Origin of the sequence: Cedecea neteri (assembly GCF_000757825.1) — a bacterium.
GTDB classification, from domain to species: Bacteria; Pseudomonadota; Gammaproteobacteria; order Enterobacterales; family Enterobacteriaceae; genus Cedecea; species Cedecea selenatireducens.
Genome location: NZ_CP009451.1, coordinates 4,241,226 through 4,258,675 on the forward strand (window position 1 = coordinate 4,241,226; position 17,450 = coordinate 4,258,675).

13 protein-coding genes and 1 riboswitch are annotated in these 17,450 nt (G+C 57.5%); of the genes, 9 read left to right on the forward strand and 4 right to left on the reverse strand.

Features of this window, described 5'->3' with window-relative positions:
* Position 1 precedes the first annotated feature (1 nt).
* On the reverse strand, positions 2 to 1,303 hold the full coding sequence (locus tag JT31_RS19630) for an MFS transporter (RefSeq protein WP_038481134.1): 1,302 nt from the start codon (positions 1,301 to 1,303) through the stop codon (positions 2 to 4).
* 296 nt (positions 1,304 to 1,599) lie between these two features.
* On the opposite strand from JT31_RS19630, the gene JT31_RS19635 reads away from it, so the two are divergent.
* Together JT31_RS19635 and JT31_RS19640 are read left to right on the forward strand one after the other, a co-directional pair.
* A complete protein-coding gene (locus tag JT31_RS19635) occupies positions 1,600 to 2,670 on the forward strand; it encodes a LacI family DNA-binding transcriptional regulator (RefSeq protein ID WP_038481135.1) in 1,071 nt (356 codons plus the stop codon).
* 91 nt (positions 2,671 to 2,761) lie between these two features.
* Positions 2,762 to 2,934: riboswitch (M-box (ykoK) riboswitch) on the forward strand.
* 72 nt (positions 2,935 to 3,006) lie between these two features.
* On the forward strand, positions 3,007 to 4,053 hold the full coding sequence (locus tag JT31_RS19640) for a magnesium transporter (RefSeq protein WP_038481136.1): 1,047 nt from the start codon (positions 3,007 to 3,009) through the stop codon (positions 4,051 to 4,053).
* Between the two features lie 35 nt (positions 4,054 to 4,088).
* Here the strand turns inward: JT31_RS19640 and moeB are convergent, their stop codons facing one another.
* Entirely contained in the window at positions 4,089 to 4,835 is a 747-nt protein-coding gene (gene moeB, locus JT31_RS19645) for a molybdopterin-synthase adenylyltransferase MoeB (RefSeq protein ID WP_038481137.1), read from the reverse strand.
* A 1-nt stretch (position 4,836) separates the two neighbouring features.
* Positions 4,837 to 6,069, reverse strand: coding sequence for a molybdopterin molybdotransferase MoeA (gene moeA, locus JT31_RS19650; protein WP_038481138.1), 1,233 nt, complete (start codon positions 6,067 to 6,069; stop codon positions 4,837 to 4,839).
* Positions 6,070 to 6,313: 244 nt separating this feature from the next.
* Here moeA and JT31_RS19655 point away from each other — a divergent pair, with 244 nt between their 5' ends.
* The 7 genes from JT31_RS19655 to JT31_RS19685 all read left to right on the forward strand — a co-directional run bounded on the left by JT31_RS19655 (position 6,314) and on the right by JT31_RS19685 (position 15,574).
* Complete coding sequence (locus JT31_RS19655; protein ID WP_419177776.1) at positions 6,314 to 8,257, forward strand: autotransporter outer membrane beta-barrel domain-containing protein; 1,944 nt, start codon at positions 6,314 to 6,316, stop codon at positions 8,255 to 8,257.
* A gap of 213 nt (positions 8,258 to 8,470) precedes the next feature.
* Entirely contained in the window at positions 8,471 to 9,424 is a 954-nt protein-coding gene (iaaA, locus tag JT31_RS19660) for a beta-aspartyl-peptidase (RefSeq protein WP_038481140.1), read from the forward strand.
* The gene (gene gsiA / locus JT31_RS19665; protein ID WP_038481141.1) at positions 9,424 to 11,298 is read left to right on the forward strand and encodes a glutathione ABC transporter ATP-binding protein GsiA; all 1,875 of its coding nucleotides are present in this window, start codon (positions 9,424 to 9,426) and stop codon (positions 11,296 to 11,298) included. The genes iaaA and gsiA overlap by 1 nt, the downstream gene beginning before the upstream one ends.
* A gap of 12 nt (positions 11,299 to 11,310) precedes the next feature.
* On the forward strand, positions 11,311 to 12,849 hold the full coding sequence (gene gsiB / locus JT31_RS19670) for a glutathione ABC transporter substrate-binding protein GsiB (protein WP_038481142.1): 1,539 nt from the start codon (positions 11,311 to 11,313) through the stop codon (positions 12,847 to 12,849).
* Positions 12,850 to 12,962: 113 nt separating this feature from the next.
* The gene (gene gsiC, locus JT31_RS19675; protein ID WP_038481145.1) at positions 12,963 to 13,883 is read left to right on the forward strand and encodes a glutathione ABC transporter permease GsiC; all 921 of its coding nucleotides are present in this window, start codon (positions 12,963 to 12,965) and stop codon (positions 13,881 to 13,883) included.
* 2 nt (positions 13,884 to 13,885) lie between these two features.
* Entirely contained in the window at positions 13,886 to 14,797 is a 912-nt protein-coding gene (gene gsiD, locus JT31_RS19680; RefSeq protein WP_038481146.1) for a glutathione ABC transporter permease GsiD, read from the forward strand.
* Between the two features lie 36 nt (positions 14,798 to 14,833).
* Complete coding sequence (locus tag JT31_RS19685) at positions 14,834 to 15,574, forward strand: MipA/OmpV family protein (RefSeq protein WP_038481147.1); 741 nt, start codon at positions 14,834 to 14,836, stop codon at positions 15,572 to 15,574.
* A gap of 294 nt (positions 15,575 to 15,868) precedes the next feature.
* On the opposite strand, the gene rimO is transcribed toward JT31_RS19685, so the two are convergent.
* Complete coding sequence (rimO, locus tag JT31_RS19690) at positions 15,869 to 17,194, reverse strand: 30S ribosomal protein S12 methylthiotransferase RimO (protein ID WP_038481148.1); 1,326 nt, start codon at positions 17,192 to 17,194, stop codon at positions 15,869 to 15,871.
* Positions 17,195 to 17,450: the final 256 nt, after the last annotated feature.

Genomic DNA, 17,450 nt, shown 5'->3' on the forward strand with positions numbered 1-17,450 from the left:
TTCAGCTACGTTTTGCGCGGCGTTCGGCGATAAACGCCACCAGGAACACCGCACCGATAAGATCAAAAAAGCCCATGGCGATAAACAGCGGGTTAAAGCCAATCTTGTCGGCGGTGACGCCGATAATCAGGGAGAAGATAAAGCTGGCAATCCACGCCGCGGAGCCGCGCATACCGTTGACGGTGGCCATCTGGCCTTTATCAAACGAGTCCACCACCAGCGCGCTGAGCATGCAGGAGATAATCTGGTGCCCGAAGCCGCCGATGGAGATAAGCAGGATGGCAATCCAGGGATCTTTGGTAACGGCGACCAGCGCCAGAGAAAGCATTAAAAACGCGCCGGTGACCGAGCTGGCAACCACGGAGTTGGTGCGCGAGCAGCCGAAAAAGCGCGTGTAGACTTTGGTCAGATAGCCGCTTGCAATACTGCCGATATCGGCGGCCAGGAACGGCAGCCAGGCGAACATGGCAATTTGCTTCAGATCCATGCCTCGTTCATTGGCCAGATAAAGCGGAACCCAGAAGCTCAGCACCGCCCAGGCGGGTTCTGCCATAAAGGCCGGAATGGCGATGCCGTAAAAACGTTTGTTTTTCGAGACGGTTTTCAGCGCGGTGAAAAACGGCAGCTTCACGGCAGGCGGTTCGTTATCCTGCTTGATGAAGGCCAGCTCCTCCTTGCTCAGGTTCGGGTGCTGCTCCGGGTTGTGATAAAACAGCCACCATAAAACGACCCACACCATTGCCAGCGCGCCGCTGAACATAAAGGCACCCTGCCAGCCAAAGAAGCTGTGGGCGAAATAGATAATCGGCGGAGCCAGCATCGCGCCGATGGAAAAGCCTACCCCGGCCCAGCCTGCGGCAATCGGTCGCTCTTTTTTCGGGAACCATTCGCCCAGCGTTTTGGCGTTGGCGGGCGTGGCTGCGGCTTCCGCGCCGCCCATCATGAAGCGCAAAATGGCCAGCTGTAACCAGCTCCCGGCTCCGGCATGCAGCATGCACATCACCGCCCAGATGCTGGCACAGATCAGAAAGCCGATTTTCAGGCCAATCACGTCTATCAGCCAGCCGCAGAGCGGCTGGAACAGGGTATAGGCCAGCTGAAAAGCGCCGACGATCCACGAGTATTGTTCGGTGGTAATCCCGAGGGAGGTTTTCAGCTCAGGCGCCAGGATCCCCAGCGCATTACGCGTGATGTAGTTGACGGTGACGCCAAGTAAGAACAGAACCAGAACCCACCAGCGCAAATGCCGGAAAACGCGTCCTGCCTTAACGGCGGTTATCGGTTGGTCGATGCCATGACTCATAGTTCACTCCACCTTGTAGGGTAATTAGTAGAATTGGTATGCCACTATTTTTTGGCGAGGGATCTTTTTTAGTTATTTGATTTTTATGTATTTAATTTTTATTTTGCTTTCAGTGTGAATCTTATTGGTCAACAAATCGGAGCGTAATTGAGTTATCAGCCAACCAATAGCGCAATTTTTGCAAACATTTTCACTACTTCGATCTGGAGCGAAGAAACGATGCCGTATTTGCGGCACCATGGCTTATCTGCAGCCATGAAAATTTTTTCATTTTACAAACGGGCGTCGATCACAAAATGAGTAAAACGCTAAAAATCACCGAAATTGCCGCGCAAACCGGGCTGTCGATAAGCACCGTTTCCCGCGTGCTGGCGGGCAAGGGGAACACCAGCGAGTCGGCCCGCCAGCAGGTCCTTGCCTGCGCCAAAGAGAAAGGGGTATTACAGGGGATTGCGGCCGGCAGATTGCTGATCAACAGCCTGGTGGTCTTTGCGCCTCGCCGGGCATTTGACGAGCGGCTGGACGTCTTTTACTACCGGGTGATGCAGGGGATCGGCGAGGCGCTGGTGCCTCACGACGCCAGGCTTCGTTTCTGCGCGCTGGAGGAAAATGACAGCGACGTCGGGCTGTTTCTCAGCAAAATGAGCGAGCCGGAAACTGAAGCGGCCATTCTGCTGGGGATTGATGATACGCATATCCACGATCTGGCGGCGGATCTGGGCAAACCCTGCGTGCTGATCAACTGCCAGGATCGCAAAATGCGTCTTTCAGGCGTCGCCCCGGATCACCTGATGACCGGTCGCTTTGCCGCAAACTACCTGTTCGACATGGGGCATAAAGGCGTGCTGACGTTGATGTGCCTGCGTCGCTACACCATGGAGCAACGTCTGGCCGGCATTCGGGACGCGTGGGACTGCCGAAATTTGTCGTTTGATGAGACCCGACATTTGTTAGTCGCCCAAAGCTTTGGCGCCAAAGAGAGCGAGGCCTTAATTAGCGACTATCTGGCTGCTACGCCGAGGCCGGCCTGGCCAGGCGCGCTCTTAGTCGGCGGTGACTTTATGGCCGCAGGGGCGGTGAGTGCCCTGCAAAAGGCCGGGCTGCGCGTGCCGCAGGATATGTCGGTGATGAGCATCGACGGCTTTAACCTGGCCGAAATCCATGACGTGCCTTTAACCTCGGTTCATGTTCCCAGGGATGAGCTGGGTGAAGAGGCGGTTCAGCTGCTGCAGCAGCGCCTGATGCGTCCGGAAGCCCCGGTGGTGAATATCCTGTTGGCCGGTACGTTGAAGGTACAGGCGTCAGTGCGGCGAGTAGGCGCGGGCAAAGGGCGCCCGGCGGTGAGCAGCGATAAACTCTACGATTGAGCAGAAATAAAGCATAAATAAACCCTAAACAACGCAGGTTCTTTGCCTTGCGCCCGGCGTTTAAATCCCTACTATAGGCCGCGGAAGACTTGCAGTATCTCGTTAGGCGAGGCTCCTGTACAAACATAGGTTGCTGATCTGACGACGTCGAGAGACGCCCAAGATTAGGACAGGTTATATCGAGCGAAGGTATAATCCCAGGTAACTTCCCCCGCTTTTGGGGATACGTTGTACAGTGCTAAAACCGAGACATGGAGATAGCGTCAGCACTCTCATATCTTGCTTCGCCCCAGGATGAGGACTGTTTATTTTTAAAACAGTAACCGGGGAAAAATCATGACCTTTTCAACTAATACCTCAGCGCACTCCAGCGCTTCACTGGCCGTGTCCGTCAAGCTGCCATCCTCAGACTCACAAAACACCGTGCTGGCTTATCTGAGCCAGGATTACATCGCTTTACCGCCGGGCACTTCGGTGCAAGATGCGCAGGCGTTGTTCTGTTCGGGCATTAAAAATGAGCAGATCCCGTCGCAAATATTTGTCGTGGACGACGATGACCATCTGTTTGGTCTGGTGCCGGTAAAATCGCTGCTGCAGGCGGACAAAGACGCGCTGCTCAGTGATTTGATGAGGCCAGTTGCGTTTTCATTAACGCCGGAAAAAACGCGCCATGAAGCCTGCGTGGAGATCAAAAAGTCGGCTTCTAACTACATTCCCGTGCTGAGCTACGGCAAGCTGAAAGGCGTGCTGGGCCCGCAGGAAATCGCTCAGCTGCTGGAAGACGAAAACACGCTCGATAGCCAGCTGCAGGGGGCTTCTTCACCGCTGGAAACGCCTTATCTGCAAAGCAGCGTCTTTACGCTGTGGCGCAAAAGATCGGTCTGGTTGCTGCTGCTGTTCGTGGCCGAGGCCTACACCAGTTCGGTGATTAAATCCTTTGAGGAGCAGCTTGAGGCGGCGATTGCGCTGGCGTTCTTTATTCCGCTACTGATTGGCACTGGCGGCAATACCGGCACGCAGATCACCTCCACGCTGGTCAGGGCGATGGCGCTCGGCGAGGTGGGGCTAAAGGATTTGGGCGCTATTCTGCGCAAGGAGATCTCGGCCTCGGTGCTCATTGCCTTAACGATTGGCACCGCCGGATTTATCCGGGCGTGGATGCTGGGCGTGGGGATGGAAGTGATGATGGTGGTGAGCCTGACGCTTATCGCCATCACCGTCTGGAGTGCGATTGTTTCCTCGATTATTCCGATGCTGCTGCGTAAGGTGAATATCGATCCGGCCGTGGTGTCCGCGCCGTTTATTACGACATTGATCGACGGAACCGGGCTGCTGATTTACTTCGAAATCGCCAAAGTGATGCTTACTGACCTGGCGGTATAAAAATAGCGGGGATAGCGATATCCCCGTTTTCGTTTCTACCCGCACACTTCGCACTGCGGGTTACGCGCCAGCTTCATCTCTCTGAACTGGCAGGTCATCGCATCGTAAAGCACGATTTTTCCGCGCGCCGGCGAACCGTAATTTGCCAGCAGCTTGATGGCTTCCATCGCTTCCAGCGAGCCGATAATCCCCACCAGCGGCGCCATAACACCTGCCTCCACGCAGCTCAGTGTACTCTCCCCAAACAGGCGGCTCAGGCAGCGGTAGCAGGGCTCATTCTCCTGATAAGTGAATACGCTTATCTGACCTTCCATGCGAATCGCCGCCCCGGACACCAGCGGCGTTTTGTGCCGGTGACAGCAGCGGTTGAGCTGATTGCGGATGGTGACATTATCGGTGCAGTCCAGCACAACATCATGCTTTGCTACCAGCTCATCAAGCTGTGGTTCGTCAAGCTGGGCATTGACGGTCTCAAGCCGGATGTGCGGATTGATCGCCGCCAGTGAATCCCTGGCGGAATCAACTTTTGGCTTACCAATGGTCGCATCGCTGTGCAGCGTCTGGCGCTGAAGGTTGGAGAGCGAAACGGTATCGAAATCGAGCAGCGTGAGATGCCCCACGCCCGCCGCCGCCAGATACTGCGCCGCCGCGCAGCCCAGCCCGCCCAGCCCGACGATGAGAGCCCGCGAGGCTTTCAGCTTCTCCTGGCCGTCAAAGTCAAAGCCGCGCAGCACAATCTGGCGGTTATAGCGCAGCATTTCCTCATCGCTAAGCTCAACCATCTCAGCCTCCGAACAGCGGGTTAAACGGCTCGACCTCAACCCATTCTCCGGCCTCTACGTTGCCGCGCTCGCGCTCCAGCACCACAAAGCAGTTGGCCTGGCTAAAGGAGCTGAAAATATGCGAGCCCTGGTGCCCGGTGCTCAATACTTCAAGGTCACCCTGCTCGTTGCGGCGCAAAATGCCACGCTGGAAGTCGAGGCGGCCCGGGGATTTCTTCAGCTTGCCGACGGTACGCACGCGCATTCTCGGTGGAAGAGGGTTGATTTGCTGACCGCTCAGCTTAGCCAGCAGCGGCTGTACCAGCTGGTAGAACGTCAGCGCCGCCGAAACCGGGTTACCCGGCAGACCGCAGAACCAGCTATTTTTCAGCCGCCCAAAGGCAAAAGGTTTGCCTGGCTTAATCGCCAGCTTCCAGAAGCCGACTTCGCCCAGCTCTTCAAGGATTTGTTTGGTGTAATCTGCTTCGCCCACCGAAACGCCGCCGCTGCTGATGACGACGTCCGCGCGGCTGTCCGCTTCGTTAAACACCGCGCGCAGGGCAGCCTGGTCATCACGAACGATGCCGAGGTCGATAACTTCGCAGCCCAGCTGCTCCAGCATGATGTGAACCGCCAGGCGGTTGGTATCGTAGATTTGGCCCTCGGCCAGCGGCTGGCCGGGAAGCTGGAGCTCGTCGCCGGTGGAAAACACCGCTGCACGCACTTTGCGGTAGACCTTCACTTCCGGGATGCCGAGAGAGGCAATCAGCGGCAGCTCGGCGGCGGTCAGCTTCACGCCTGCGGCCAGTACGCTGGCGCCCTGATGGATATCCTCGCCGCGGCGGCGAATGTTCTGCCCGTTCTTCACGACGGCGTTAAAGCGCACGCCGCTTTCGGTGACTTCAGTCTCTTCCTGCATGACTACTGCTTCGGCCCCGGCAGGGATCGGTGCGCCGGTCATGATGCGCACGCAGGTGCCAGCGGGCCATTCGCCGCTGAACGGCTGCCCGGCAAATGCTTTACCTGCGACAGGCAGCGCGCCACCGGCTTTGATATCCGCCAGCCGCACCGCGTATCCGTCCATCGCTGAGTTGTCGAAGCCGGGGACATCGAGCGGAGAGATGACCGGCGCGGCGGTGATGCGGCCCGTGGCCTGCAGCAGCGGCAGGGCTTCCGTTTCGGACAGTGGGTTAATGCGGGACAGCATCTGTTCAAGCGCGGTTTCAAGCGGGATCAGCCCGGCGGTAAATTCCATTCGTGGCTCCTGGAGCAGGGACAAAATAAGGGCTTAGTATGGCAGAAAACGCCGTCTGGCGGCATGTCTGGGATCAGCAAAATCCTCCCGCCCGTGGCCAGATATGCGTTACATCACGTTGTCACGTTTCTTCTTTACGCTCGGCCTGCGCGTAAACCGCCATTGGCTATAGTCATTGTGGCTAATAAAAAACCTCTGCAAGGAAGAACTGATGATAAGCAAACAAAAAGTGTTTCAATTCAGTATGCTGGCCGCCGCTGTGGGCTTCACCTCATCCGCATTTGCCTTTGATTCCCTCACCGTTTTTGGCGACAGCCTCAGCGACACCGGCAACAACGGGCGCTGGACCTGGAACAGCAGCCAGAACAAACTTTATGACGAACAGCTGGCCGCCCAATATGGCCTGACGTTAACGCCTTCCCGCGAGGGCGGTAGCAACTATGCCGCAGGCGGGGGCACCGCCGTGCCAGCGCTCAATTCGGCCGATAATACCCAAAGCCAGGTTCAACGCTACCTTAGCCAGACCGGCGGGCGAGCGGACGGCAACGGGTTATACATTCACTGGATAGGCGGCAACGATCTGGCCGCGGCCGCCACTCAGCCAGCGCTGGCGCAGGGGATTGCCGCCAACAGCGCGGCCAACGCAGCGGCCCAGGTTGGGGCTTTGCTTGATGCCGGAGCCGGGCTGGTAGTGGTACCTAATGTCCCAAATATTGGCGCGACGCCAACGTTGATGGAGCTGGTGCTTAGCGCAGGGCTTGGCGCGGCGGCCACGCCAGCCATTCAGGCTGCTTATGCTTCTCTGGATGCGGCGCAAACGCCTGACCTGGCGAGCCGCCAGCAGGCAATTCATCAGGCTTTACAGGCGGCGGCATCGGTCGTCAGTACGAATCCACTCATTCAGCAGGGCGTAGCCGCTCAGCTGATTGCTGCCTACGATCAAGCCGTGCAGCAGGCTTCTTTACTCACCACCTTCTATAACAGCGCTGAGGATCAGGCTCTGCTGCAACACGGCGGCAACATTGCCCGGGCGGATATCAACGGCGTTTTCCAGGAAATCCTGGCCAACCCTCAGGCGTTCGGCCTGACAAACACCGCCGGGATGGCCTGTCCGTCGGGCGTGGCGGCGACAGACTGCACCAGCTCGACGCCCGGCTTTAATGCCTCTCAGGACTATCTGTTTGCCGACCATTTCCACCCTGGCCCGCAGGTACACAGCATCATTGCCCAATACATTGAGTCGATTATTGCCGCGCCTGTTCAGGTGACTCGTCTGAATCAGGGCACGCAGGCGATGGTGCGTGGCAGCCGGGCCACCCTCGACAGCCGCTACCAGCAGCTGCGTCAGGGCGAAAACGCCGCCGGTTCACTGGGCGTGTTTGGCGGCTACGGCGGGGGGTATCAGCGGTATAGCGGGCACGGCGGAACCGGTGACGGCAAAGGGAACACCAATAACCTGACCGTGGGCCTGGACTATCAGCTTAATGAAAACGTGGTGCTGGGCGGGCTGATCGCTGGTTCTCTGGACAACCAGCGCCCGGACGATAACTACCGCTATGACACCCGAGGTTTCCAGGCCGCGCTCTTTGGCCAGCTTCGCGCGGGCCAGGCCTGGTTGAACGGGGACGTGCATTATCTCTCCGCAGACTTCACAAATATTCAGCGAGATATCACGCTCGGACAGCTGACCCGCACTGAAAAAGGTGATACCGACGGCAGGCTGTATGGCGCGCGACTCACGGCGGGTTATGACCTCGCGGTAACGAGCTGGCTGACCACGGGGCCGGTGCTGCAATACGCCTGGGATTACAGCCACGTGAACGGCTACAGCGAAAACGGCAGCAGCAGCACCGCTATGCGCTTCGGCGATCAGAACGGCCATTCGCAAATCGGCAGCGCGGGCTGGCGCGTGGACACGAAGCTGGGGGTGATTAATCCCTGGGCGCAGGCCAGCTACCGGCATCAGTTTGGCGACGACAATTACCGTGCGAACGGCGGCTTAAAATCCACGGCGCTGACCTTCAGCCGCAGCGGTGAACAGCTGGATAAAAACTGGGCCGATATCGCCGTCGGCGCTGATATGCCGCTCTCGGATACCGTGTCAGCCTTTGCGGCAGTGGCGCAAACGGCCGGGCTAAGCGACGGGAACCAGACCAGCTATAACGTGGGCATCAGCGCGAAGTTCTAACTTTTTGTTATTACCAAAGAAATAGCGGCTCAGGTTTTATCGGCCGCTATTTCTCCTTCCCGCCGGGCGACGTAAGGCTCGCAGAGGAAAGTCAATTTTCTTTACAACACTTTTACGTCTTTCTATATTCAAAAATCGTATCAATGTTTGGCAACGATTCTGATATTTATAGAAAAAACGCCGCCAGATATCACATTCAACAGGCAATGCCGAATGACCAAAGCCGTTATCGCTATTCATGGCGGGGCCGGAGCCCTAACCCGCGCCCACCTGACGCCGGAAAAAGAGCAGGAGTTTATCAGCGCGCTATCCAGAATAGTGGAGGTCGGGCAGCAGATCCTCGAGCACGGCGGCAGCGCGCTGGACGCGGTAACCGAGGCCGTTCGCCTGCTGGAAGAATGCCCGCTGTTTAACGCCGGGATTGGTTCTGTGTTCACTAGTGAAGGCAAACATGAGCTCGACGCCTGCGTCATGGACGGCAACAGCCTGGATGCCGGGGCGGTGGCGGGCGTAAGCCATATTCGCAACCCGATTCTTGCGGCGAGGCTGGTGCTGGAAAACAGCCCTCACGTGCTGATGATTGGCGAAGGGGCGGAACGTTTTGCCGCTCAGCAAGGGCTTGAGCCGGTAGATGAAACACTTTTTTCGACCGAAGAACGCTATCAGCAATTGCTGCGCGCCCGTGAAAGCCAGCAAACGCTGTTGGATCATGACGGGGCCGAGCCGATTGATGCCGATAAGAAATTTGGCACGGTTGGCGCAGTGGCGCTGGATAAACTCGGTAATCTGGCGGCGGCAACCTCCACCGGCGGGATGACCAATAAACTGCCGGGCCGGGTAGGGGATTCACCCCTCGTCGGCGCGGGCTGCTATGCCAACAATGCCAACGTGGCGGTGTCCTGCACCGGCACGGGTGAAGTCTTCATACGCACGCTTGCGGCCTACGATATTGCTGCCCTGATGGAGTATGCCGGGCTAAGTCTGCAGCAGGCCGTCGACCGTGTGGTGCTGGAAAAACTGCCCGCGCTGGGCGGCAGCGGCGGCATGATTGCCATTGATAATCAGGGCAACGTCGCGCTGCCGTTTAACAGCGAAGGGATGTACCGCGGCTTTGGCTTTGTGGGCGATGCCCCGAATGTAGGAATTTATCGTGACCAGGAGAGTTAATGCCGCACAGTCATGAACTGCCGGACGAGCAGGTGCTTGCCGTTAGCGACCTCAATATTCGCTTTCGCCAACAGCAGCAGATCACCGAGGCGGTGCGTCACCTGTCGCTGACGCTTAATCGGGGAGAAACGCTGGCGATTGTCGGCGAGTCGGGCTCCGGGAAATCGGTGACGGCGATGGCATTGATGCGCCTGCTGGAACAGAGCGGCGGGCTGGTCGACTGCGAGAAACTGCTGCTGCGCCGCCGCAATAACGAAGTGCTTAATCTGCCCGAGCTGAACAGCGCGCAGATGCGTCGCGTGCGTGGCGCGGACGTGGCGATGATTTTCCAGGAGCCGATGACCTCGCTCAACCCGGTGTTTACCGTGGGGGAGCAAATTGCCGAATCTATTCGTTTACACCAAAAGCTGGACGGCCGGGCGGCGCTGAATGAGGCAAAACGCATGCTTGAACGCGTGCGCATTCCTGAAGCCCAGGCCATTCTGAACCGCTACCCGCACCAGCTTTCCGGCGGGATGCGCCAGCGGGTGATGATCGCCATGGCGCTCTCCTGCCGCCCGGCGGTACTGATCGCCGATGAGCCGACGACCGCCCTCGACGTGACTATTCAGGCGCAGATCCTGCAGCTTATTCGCGTCCTGCAGGATGAAATGCAGATGGGGGTGATTTTTATCACCCACGATATGGGCGTGGTGGCCGACATCGCCGACCGGGTGCTGGTCATGTATCGGGGCGAAGCGGTGGAAACAGGCACCGTTGAGCAAATATTCGAAAACCCGCAGCACGCCTACACACAGGCTTTACTGGCCGCCGTGCCGCGTCTGGGCGCCATGAACGGCAGCGATTTACCGCGCGAGTTTCCGCTTATCGTGCCGGGGCAATCGAATCAGCAAGAGCCTGAAGTCGAGCAGGACACCATTCCCCACGGCGCTAAGCCAGTGCTTGAAGTGCGTGACCTGGTCACCCGTTTTCCGCTGCGCAGCGGGATATTCAACCGGGTGACGCGCCAGGTACATGCTGTTGAAAAGGTGAGCTTCGATTTACTGCCCGGCGAAACCCTGGCGCTGGTAGGCGAGTCCGGCTGTGGTAAATCGACCACCGGACGCTCGCTGCTGCGGCTGGTGGAAACCCAGGGCGGCACCATCACCTTTAACGGCCAGCGTATTGATAATTTGCCTGACGGCGAACTGCAGCACGTCCGCAAAGACATCCAGTTTATATTCCAGGACCCGTATGCTTCGCTGGATCCTCGCCAGACGGTCGGTTACTCCATCATGGAGCCGCTGCTGGTGCATCAGGCGATGCCCAAAGAGCAGGCTCAAGAGCGCGTAGCCTGGCTGCTTGAGCGCGTAGGGTTGCAGCCGGAACACGCCTGGCGCTACCCGCATGAGTTCTCCGGCGGCCAGCGGCAGAGGGTTTGTATTGCCCGCGCGCTGGCCCTTAACCCGAAGGTGGTGATTGCCGATGAGTCCGTTTCGGCCCTGGATGTGTCGATTCGGGCGCAGATAGTTAACCTGCTGCTCGACCTGCAGCGTGAGTTTGGCATCGCTTTCCTGTTTATCTCCCACGACATGGCCGTGGTGGAACGTATCAGCCATCGCGTGGCGGTGATGTATCTGGGCCAGATTGTTGAAATTGGCCCGCGCCGCGCGGTGTTTGAAAACCCACAGCATCCGTATACCCGCAAGCTCATGGCGGCGGTGCCGGTGGCTGACCCAACCCGTAAGGGACGCAAGCCCGTTTTAGTGTCTGACGAGATCCCCAGCGCCACACGCAGCCTGGGGGATGAACCGCACGTAGCACCGCTGGTTGCGGTGGGGCCGGGGCATTTTGTCGCCCGGCATCCCATCGGCAGCAGTGAAAATCGCCTTTAAAGGAAAACAATAATGACAGCTAACACAACGCAAAAATGGCTTCTGGCGGCGGGACTGGCCTCCGCCGTTATCGCCACGCCCGCTTTCGCTGCTAAAGATGTCGTCGTAGCGGTGGCCTCAAACTTCACGACGCTCGACCCGTACGATGCGAATGACACGCTGTCGCAGGCGGTGGCGAAGTCGTTCTATCAGGGGTTGTTCGGGCTTGATAAAGACATGAAGCTGCAGAACGTGCTGGCGGAGAGCTATAAGGTCTCTGACGACGGCCTGGTGTACACCATCAAACTGCGTACGGGCGTGAAGTTCCAGGACGGCACCGACTTCAATGCCGATGCGGTAAAAGCTAACCTCGACCGCGCCAGCAATCCGGATAACCACCTCAAGCGCTATAACCTGTATAAAGCCATCGCGAAAACCGAAGCGGTCGATCCTGCGACGGTAAAAATCACCTTAAAACAGCCGTTCTCGGCGTTTATCAATATTCTTGCCCACCCGGCGACGGCGATGATCTCCCCGGCGGCGCTGCAAAAGTACGGCAAAGATATTGGCTTCCACCCGGTGGGCACCGGCCCGTATCAGCTGGATACCTGGAACCAGACCGACTTTGTGAAGGTGAAAAAATTCACCGGTTACTGGCAGGCTGGCCTGCCGAAGCTGGACAGCATTACCTGGCGTCCGGTCGTGGATAACAACACCCGCGCGGCGATGCTGCAAACCGGCGAAGCGCAGTTTGCGTTCCCGATTCCTTACGAGCAGGCCGGCGTGCTGGAGAAAAACAGTAAGCTTGAGCTGGTTGCTTCCCCGTCCATCATGCAGCGCTACATCAGCATGAACGTGACCCAAAAACCGTTTGATAACCCGAAGGTTCGCGAGGCGATCAACTACGCGATTAACCGCCAGGCGCTGGTGAAAGTGGCGTTCTCCGGCTTTGCCACGCCTGCGGAAGGCGTCGTGCCGCCGTCCATCGCCTATTCGGAAAAATTCAAACCCTGGCCTTACGATCCGGCCAAAGCCAAAGCGCTGCTAAAAGAAGCGGGCTTCCCGAACGGCTTTGAAACCACGCTCTGGTCGTCCCATAACCACAGCACCGCGCAGAAAGTACTGCAGTTTACCCAGCAGCAGCTGGCGCAGGTTGGTATCAAGGTGAAAGTGACGGCGATGGACGCCGGGCAGCGTGCGGCAGAAGTGGAAGCCAAAAGCCAGAAAGAGAGCGGCGTGAGAATGTTCTACACCGGCTGGTCGGCCTCAACCGGTGAAGCAGACTGGTCTCTGTCACCGCTGTTTGCTTCCCAAAACTGGCCGCCAACGCTGTTTAACACTGCGTTCTACAGCAATCCTCAGGTGGATAAAGACCTGGCTGAGGCGCTGAAAACCACCAAACCGGAAGAGAAAGCGAAGCTGTATAAAGACGCGCAGGACATTATCTGGAAAGAGTCACCGTGGGTGCCGCTGGTGGTGGAAAAACTGGTTTCTGCCCACAGCAAAAACCTCACCGGATTCTACGTGATGCCGGATACCGGGTTTAGTTTTGATAATGCGGATCTGAAGTAGCGTGATAATGACCCTCACCCCGGCCCTCTCCCTAAAAGGGAGAGGGGGAAACCAAAGCTTTTTTTCTTTATTCCCTCTCCTCTTTGGGGAGAGGGTTAGGGTGAGGGGCCGCGATGTTTAACTATTTCCTCAAACGCCTCCTGGGCCTGATCCCCACGCTGTTCATCGTCGCGGTGCTGGTGTTCCTGTTTGTGCACCTGCTGCCAGGTGACCCGGCGCGCCTGATTGCCGGGCCGGAAGCTGATGCCACGGTCATCGAGCTTGTTCGCAAACAGCTCGGGCTGGATCAGCCGCTGTGGCGGCAGTTCCTGCATTACATCACTCACGTGGTGCAGGGGGACTTTGGCACCTCGCTGGTTTCTCGCCGCCCGGTATCCGAAGAGATTGCCAGCCGCTTTATGCCCACGCTGTGGCTGACGCTGACCAGCATGGCCTGGGCGACGCTGTTTGGCCTGGTTACCGGGATAGTGGCCGCCGTCTGGCGCAACCGCTGGCCGGATCGCCTGAGCATGACGATTGCCGTGTCCGGTATTTCCTTCCCGGCCTTCGCGCTGGGAATGCTGCTGATGCAGGTCTTCTCGGTTGAGTTAGGCTGGCTCCCCACGGTGGGGGCAGACAGCTGGCAGCACTACATTTTGCCGTCTATTACCCTTGGTGCGGCGGTGGCTGCGGTGATGGCGAGATTCACCCGCGCATCGTTCGTGGATGTGCTGCATGAAGATTACATGCGTACCGCCAGGGCGAAAGGCGTGAGTGAAACGCTGATCGTGGTGAAACACGGCCTGCGTAACGCCTTGATCCCGGTGATCACCATGATGGGGTTACAGTTCGGCTTCCTGCTTGGTGGCTCAATTGTGGTGGAAAAAGTGTTTAACTGGCCGGGATTAGGGCGCCTGCTGGTGGATTCGGTGGAAATGCGCGACTACCCGGTTATTCAGGCGGAAGTCCTGCTGTTTTCGCTGGAGTTTATTGTAATCAACTTAGTGGTGGATCTGCTGTATGCCGCCATTAACCCGGCCATCAGGTACAAATAAGGATGCGACTTTTAAACTGGCGACGCCAGGCCATAGTCAGCGCGATGCCCGCCGTTCGCGCCGGGCAAATCCGTACGCCGTGGAGCGAGTTCTTACGCCGTTTTCGGCAGCAGCCCGTGGCGATGACTGCCGGGCTTTTCGTGCTTTTACTGATAGTAGTAGCGCTGATAGCGCCGTGGATAGCGCCCTTTGATGCGGAAAACTATTTTGATTACGACAGGCTGAACGAAGGGCCGTCGGCATTGCACTGGTTTGGCGTTGATTCGCTGGGGCGCGACATTTTTAGCCGCGTGCTGGTTGGGGCGCAAATCTCACTGGCCGCCGGGGTCTTTTCGGTGCTTATTGGCGCGCTGATCGGCACCTTCTTTGGCCTGCTGGCGGGGTATTACGAAGGCTGGTGGGACCGCATTATCATGCGCATTTGCGATGTCCTGTTCGCCTTCCCCGGCATTCTGCTGGCGATAGCGGTAGTGGCGGTGATGGGCAGCGGCATGACCAACGTGATTATTGCGGTGGCTATTTTCAGTATTCCGGCGTTTGCCCGTCTGGTTCGCGGCAACACCCTGGTGCTGAAACAGCAAACTTTTATTGAGTCTGCTCGTAGCATTGGCGCCCCGGATGCGACTATTATCTTCCGGCATATTCTGCCGGGAACCGTTTCGTCGATCGTGGTTTATTTCACCATGCGTATCGGGACCTCTATTATCTCCGCCGCAAGCCTGTCGTTTCTTGGCCTGGGCGCTCAGCCTCCTACGCCGGAGTGGGGCGCGATGCTGAACGAGGCGAGGGCGGATATGGTCATTGCCCCGCACGTGGCTATTTTCCCGAGTCTCGCCATCTTCTTTACCGTGCTGGCGTTCAACTTATTGGGCGATGGGTTGCGGGACGCGCTGGATCCCAAAATTAAAGGTTAAGCTGGGGCAAAACCTTCGTCGCCCTGGAGTAAATACATGCGAAAAATAACCGGGGCGCTTCTGCTCAGCCCGCTGCTGATTGCCACCTCCTGCCCGGCGGCCAACTGGTCGCTTGGCGCGCAGGGTGGGCTGTATCAAACCCCTTATCAAACCCGCCATGAGCTGCGCTGGGCGCTGCCATACGTCGGCTACGACGGCAGAACCTGGTATCTCGACGGGACCGAGGCGGGCTATAACTTCATCAATACCGATACGCTGCTGCTGCGCGCTAAGGTCTATTACTACGACACGCTATATCGTGCGGATACCGGGCAAACGCCCGCGCTGCGAGGGCTGAGCAACCGCAACAGCACGATGATGGGCGGTATGACGATGCAGTACACCACGCCGGTGGGGGCATTTAGCGCCACGATCGCGGGCGATACTCTGGGCGTTAGCAACGGCGTGGTCGCCAATTCAGCCTATATCGCAATGGCGCAGTGGGGAGACTTCACGCTGGTGCCGGAAGCCGGCATGGACTTTTCTAACGCGCAAAATACGCGTTATTACTATGGCATCTCTGAGAAAGAGTCGGCAAAAACGGGCCTGGCGACATGGCGTCCGCAAAGCAGCATTGTGCCTTACGCACAGCTGGCGATGAACTATGCCTGGACGCCGCTGTGGAACACCTGGGCACAGTTCACGCAGCGTTTTTACCCGAGCACGATAAGTGACAGCCCGATGGTGAATAAGAACAACGTGCGGGAGCTAACGGTGGGGATGAGTTATACGTTTTAGGCGATTGCTCGGTGATTATCTCATCGTTATAAATACCCACGATTATGCAAACCCGGATAAAATTCCGTTCACTTCCAGTACAGTTTCATATGCAGTCACTGCGCCGGTGAAGCGGTAAACCCACCGGCTATGAGAGCCGGGAACAAATCTTCCCCTCACCTCAGCCCTCTCCCCAAAGGGGAGAGGGGGAAAACAGCCAACGTAGAACATTTTTTATTCCCTCTCCCTTACAGGGAGAGGGTTAGGGTGAGGGTAAAAATAAGAAGCGAGGCACGGTTCCGACAGGCAAAAAAATTAAACCACTGAACCCCACAGATCGTACTCATCCGCGTTCTCAACCTTCACGCGGACAACGTCGCCTGGCTTCAGCTTCGTTTCGCCGTTCAGGTAAACCGCGCCGTCGATTTCCGGTGCGTCCGCCATGCTGCGGCCAATAGCCCCTTCTTCGTCTACTTCATCAACCATCACCAGAATCTCGCGGCCCACTTTTTCCTGCAGGCGCTCGGCGGAGATTTTCTGCTGCAGCTGCATAAAGCGGTTCCAGCGCTCTTCTTTCACCTCTTCCGGTACCTGGTCCGGCAGCTCGTTGGCGGTCGCGCCGTCAACCGGGCTGTACTTGAAGCAGCCTACGCGATCCAGTCGTGCTTCTTTCAGGAAATCGAGCAGCATCTCGAAGTCTTCTTCGGTTTCACCCGGGAAGCCAACGATAAAGGTTGAGCGCAGGGTCAGATCCGGGCAGATTTCACGCCATTGCTTGATGCGCTGCAGCTGACGGTCCGCAGAGCCAGGGCGCTTCATCAGCTTCAGAATGCGCGGGCTGGCGTGCTGCAGCGGGATGTCGAGGTACGGCAGGATTTTGCCTTCCGCCATCAGCGGGATCACATCGTCGACGTGTGGGTACGGGTAAACGTAGTGCAGACGAGTCCAGACGCCAAGCTTAGCCAATTGCTCGCACAGGCTAACCATGCTGGTTTTTACCGGCGCGCCGTTCCAGAAACCGGTGCGGTGCTTAACGTCCACGCCGTAGGCTGAGGTATCCTGGGAGATAACCAGCAGCTCTTTCACGCCGGCTTCCACCAGACGTTTTGCCTCCGCCAGTACGTCACCGATTGGACGGCTGTCCAGGTCGCCACGCATGGACGGGATAATGCAGAAGGTGCAGCGATGGTTGCAGCCTTCGGAAATTTTCAGATACGCGTAGTGGCGCGGCGTCAGCTTCACGCCCTGTTCCGGCACCAGGCTCAGGAACGGGTTGTGCTGAGGTTTTGGCACGTAGTGGTGAACATGCTCCAGAACCTGCTCGTAGCTGTGCGGGCCGGTAATTTCCAGCACTTTCGGATGCACTTCACGGATCTGATCCACTTTGGCACCCAGGCAGCCGGTGACAATCACCTTACCGTTTTCGTTCAGCGCTTCGCCGATGGCTTCCAGAGATTCCTGCACGGCGCTGTCGATAAAGCCGCAGGTGTTGACGATAACCATGTCGGCGTCGTCGTAGCTTGGCACCACGTCATAACCTTCGGTGCGCAGTTCAGTCAGGATGCGTTCGGAGTCCACGAGATTTTTCGGGCAGCCGAGGGAGACAAACCCGATACGGGGCTGTTGGGTTACATTGCTCATAGCTTAAAAAGTGTTCAATTATTAGAAAGATTAGGGCAGCGATTCTACAGAGGTTAGTCGGGAATTTGTACTGGAGAATTGCAGCTCGCATTTTGTGCTTTTTTAGCGTCGTCGGCGGACATCCCTTTAACCATCGGCTTTGTGTGAAAGTTATCCAGCCATAAACCCCGTTTTATCACTCCGATTAATCCCATTGCAGATTTTAATTTCTCCTTAAATCAACTACCTGAACATACCACTAAAATTGGTAGGTTTT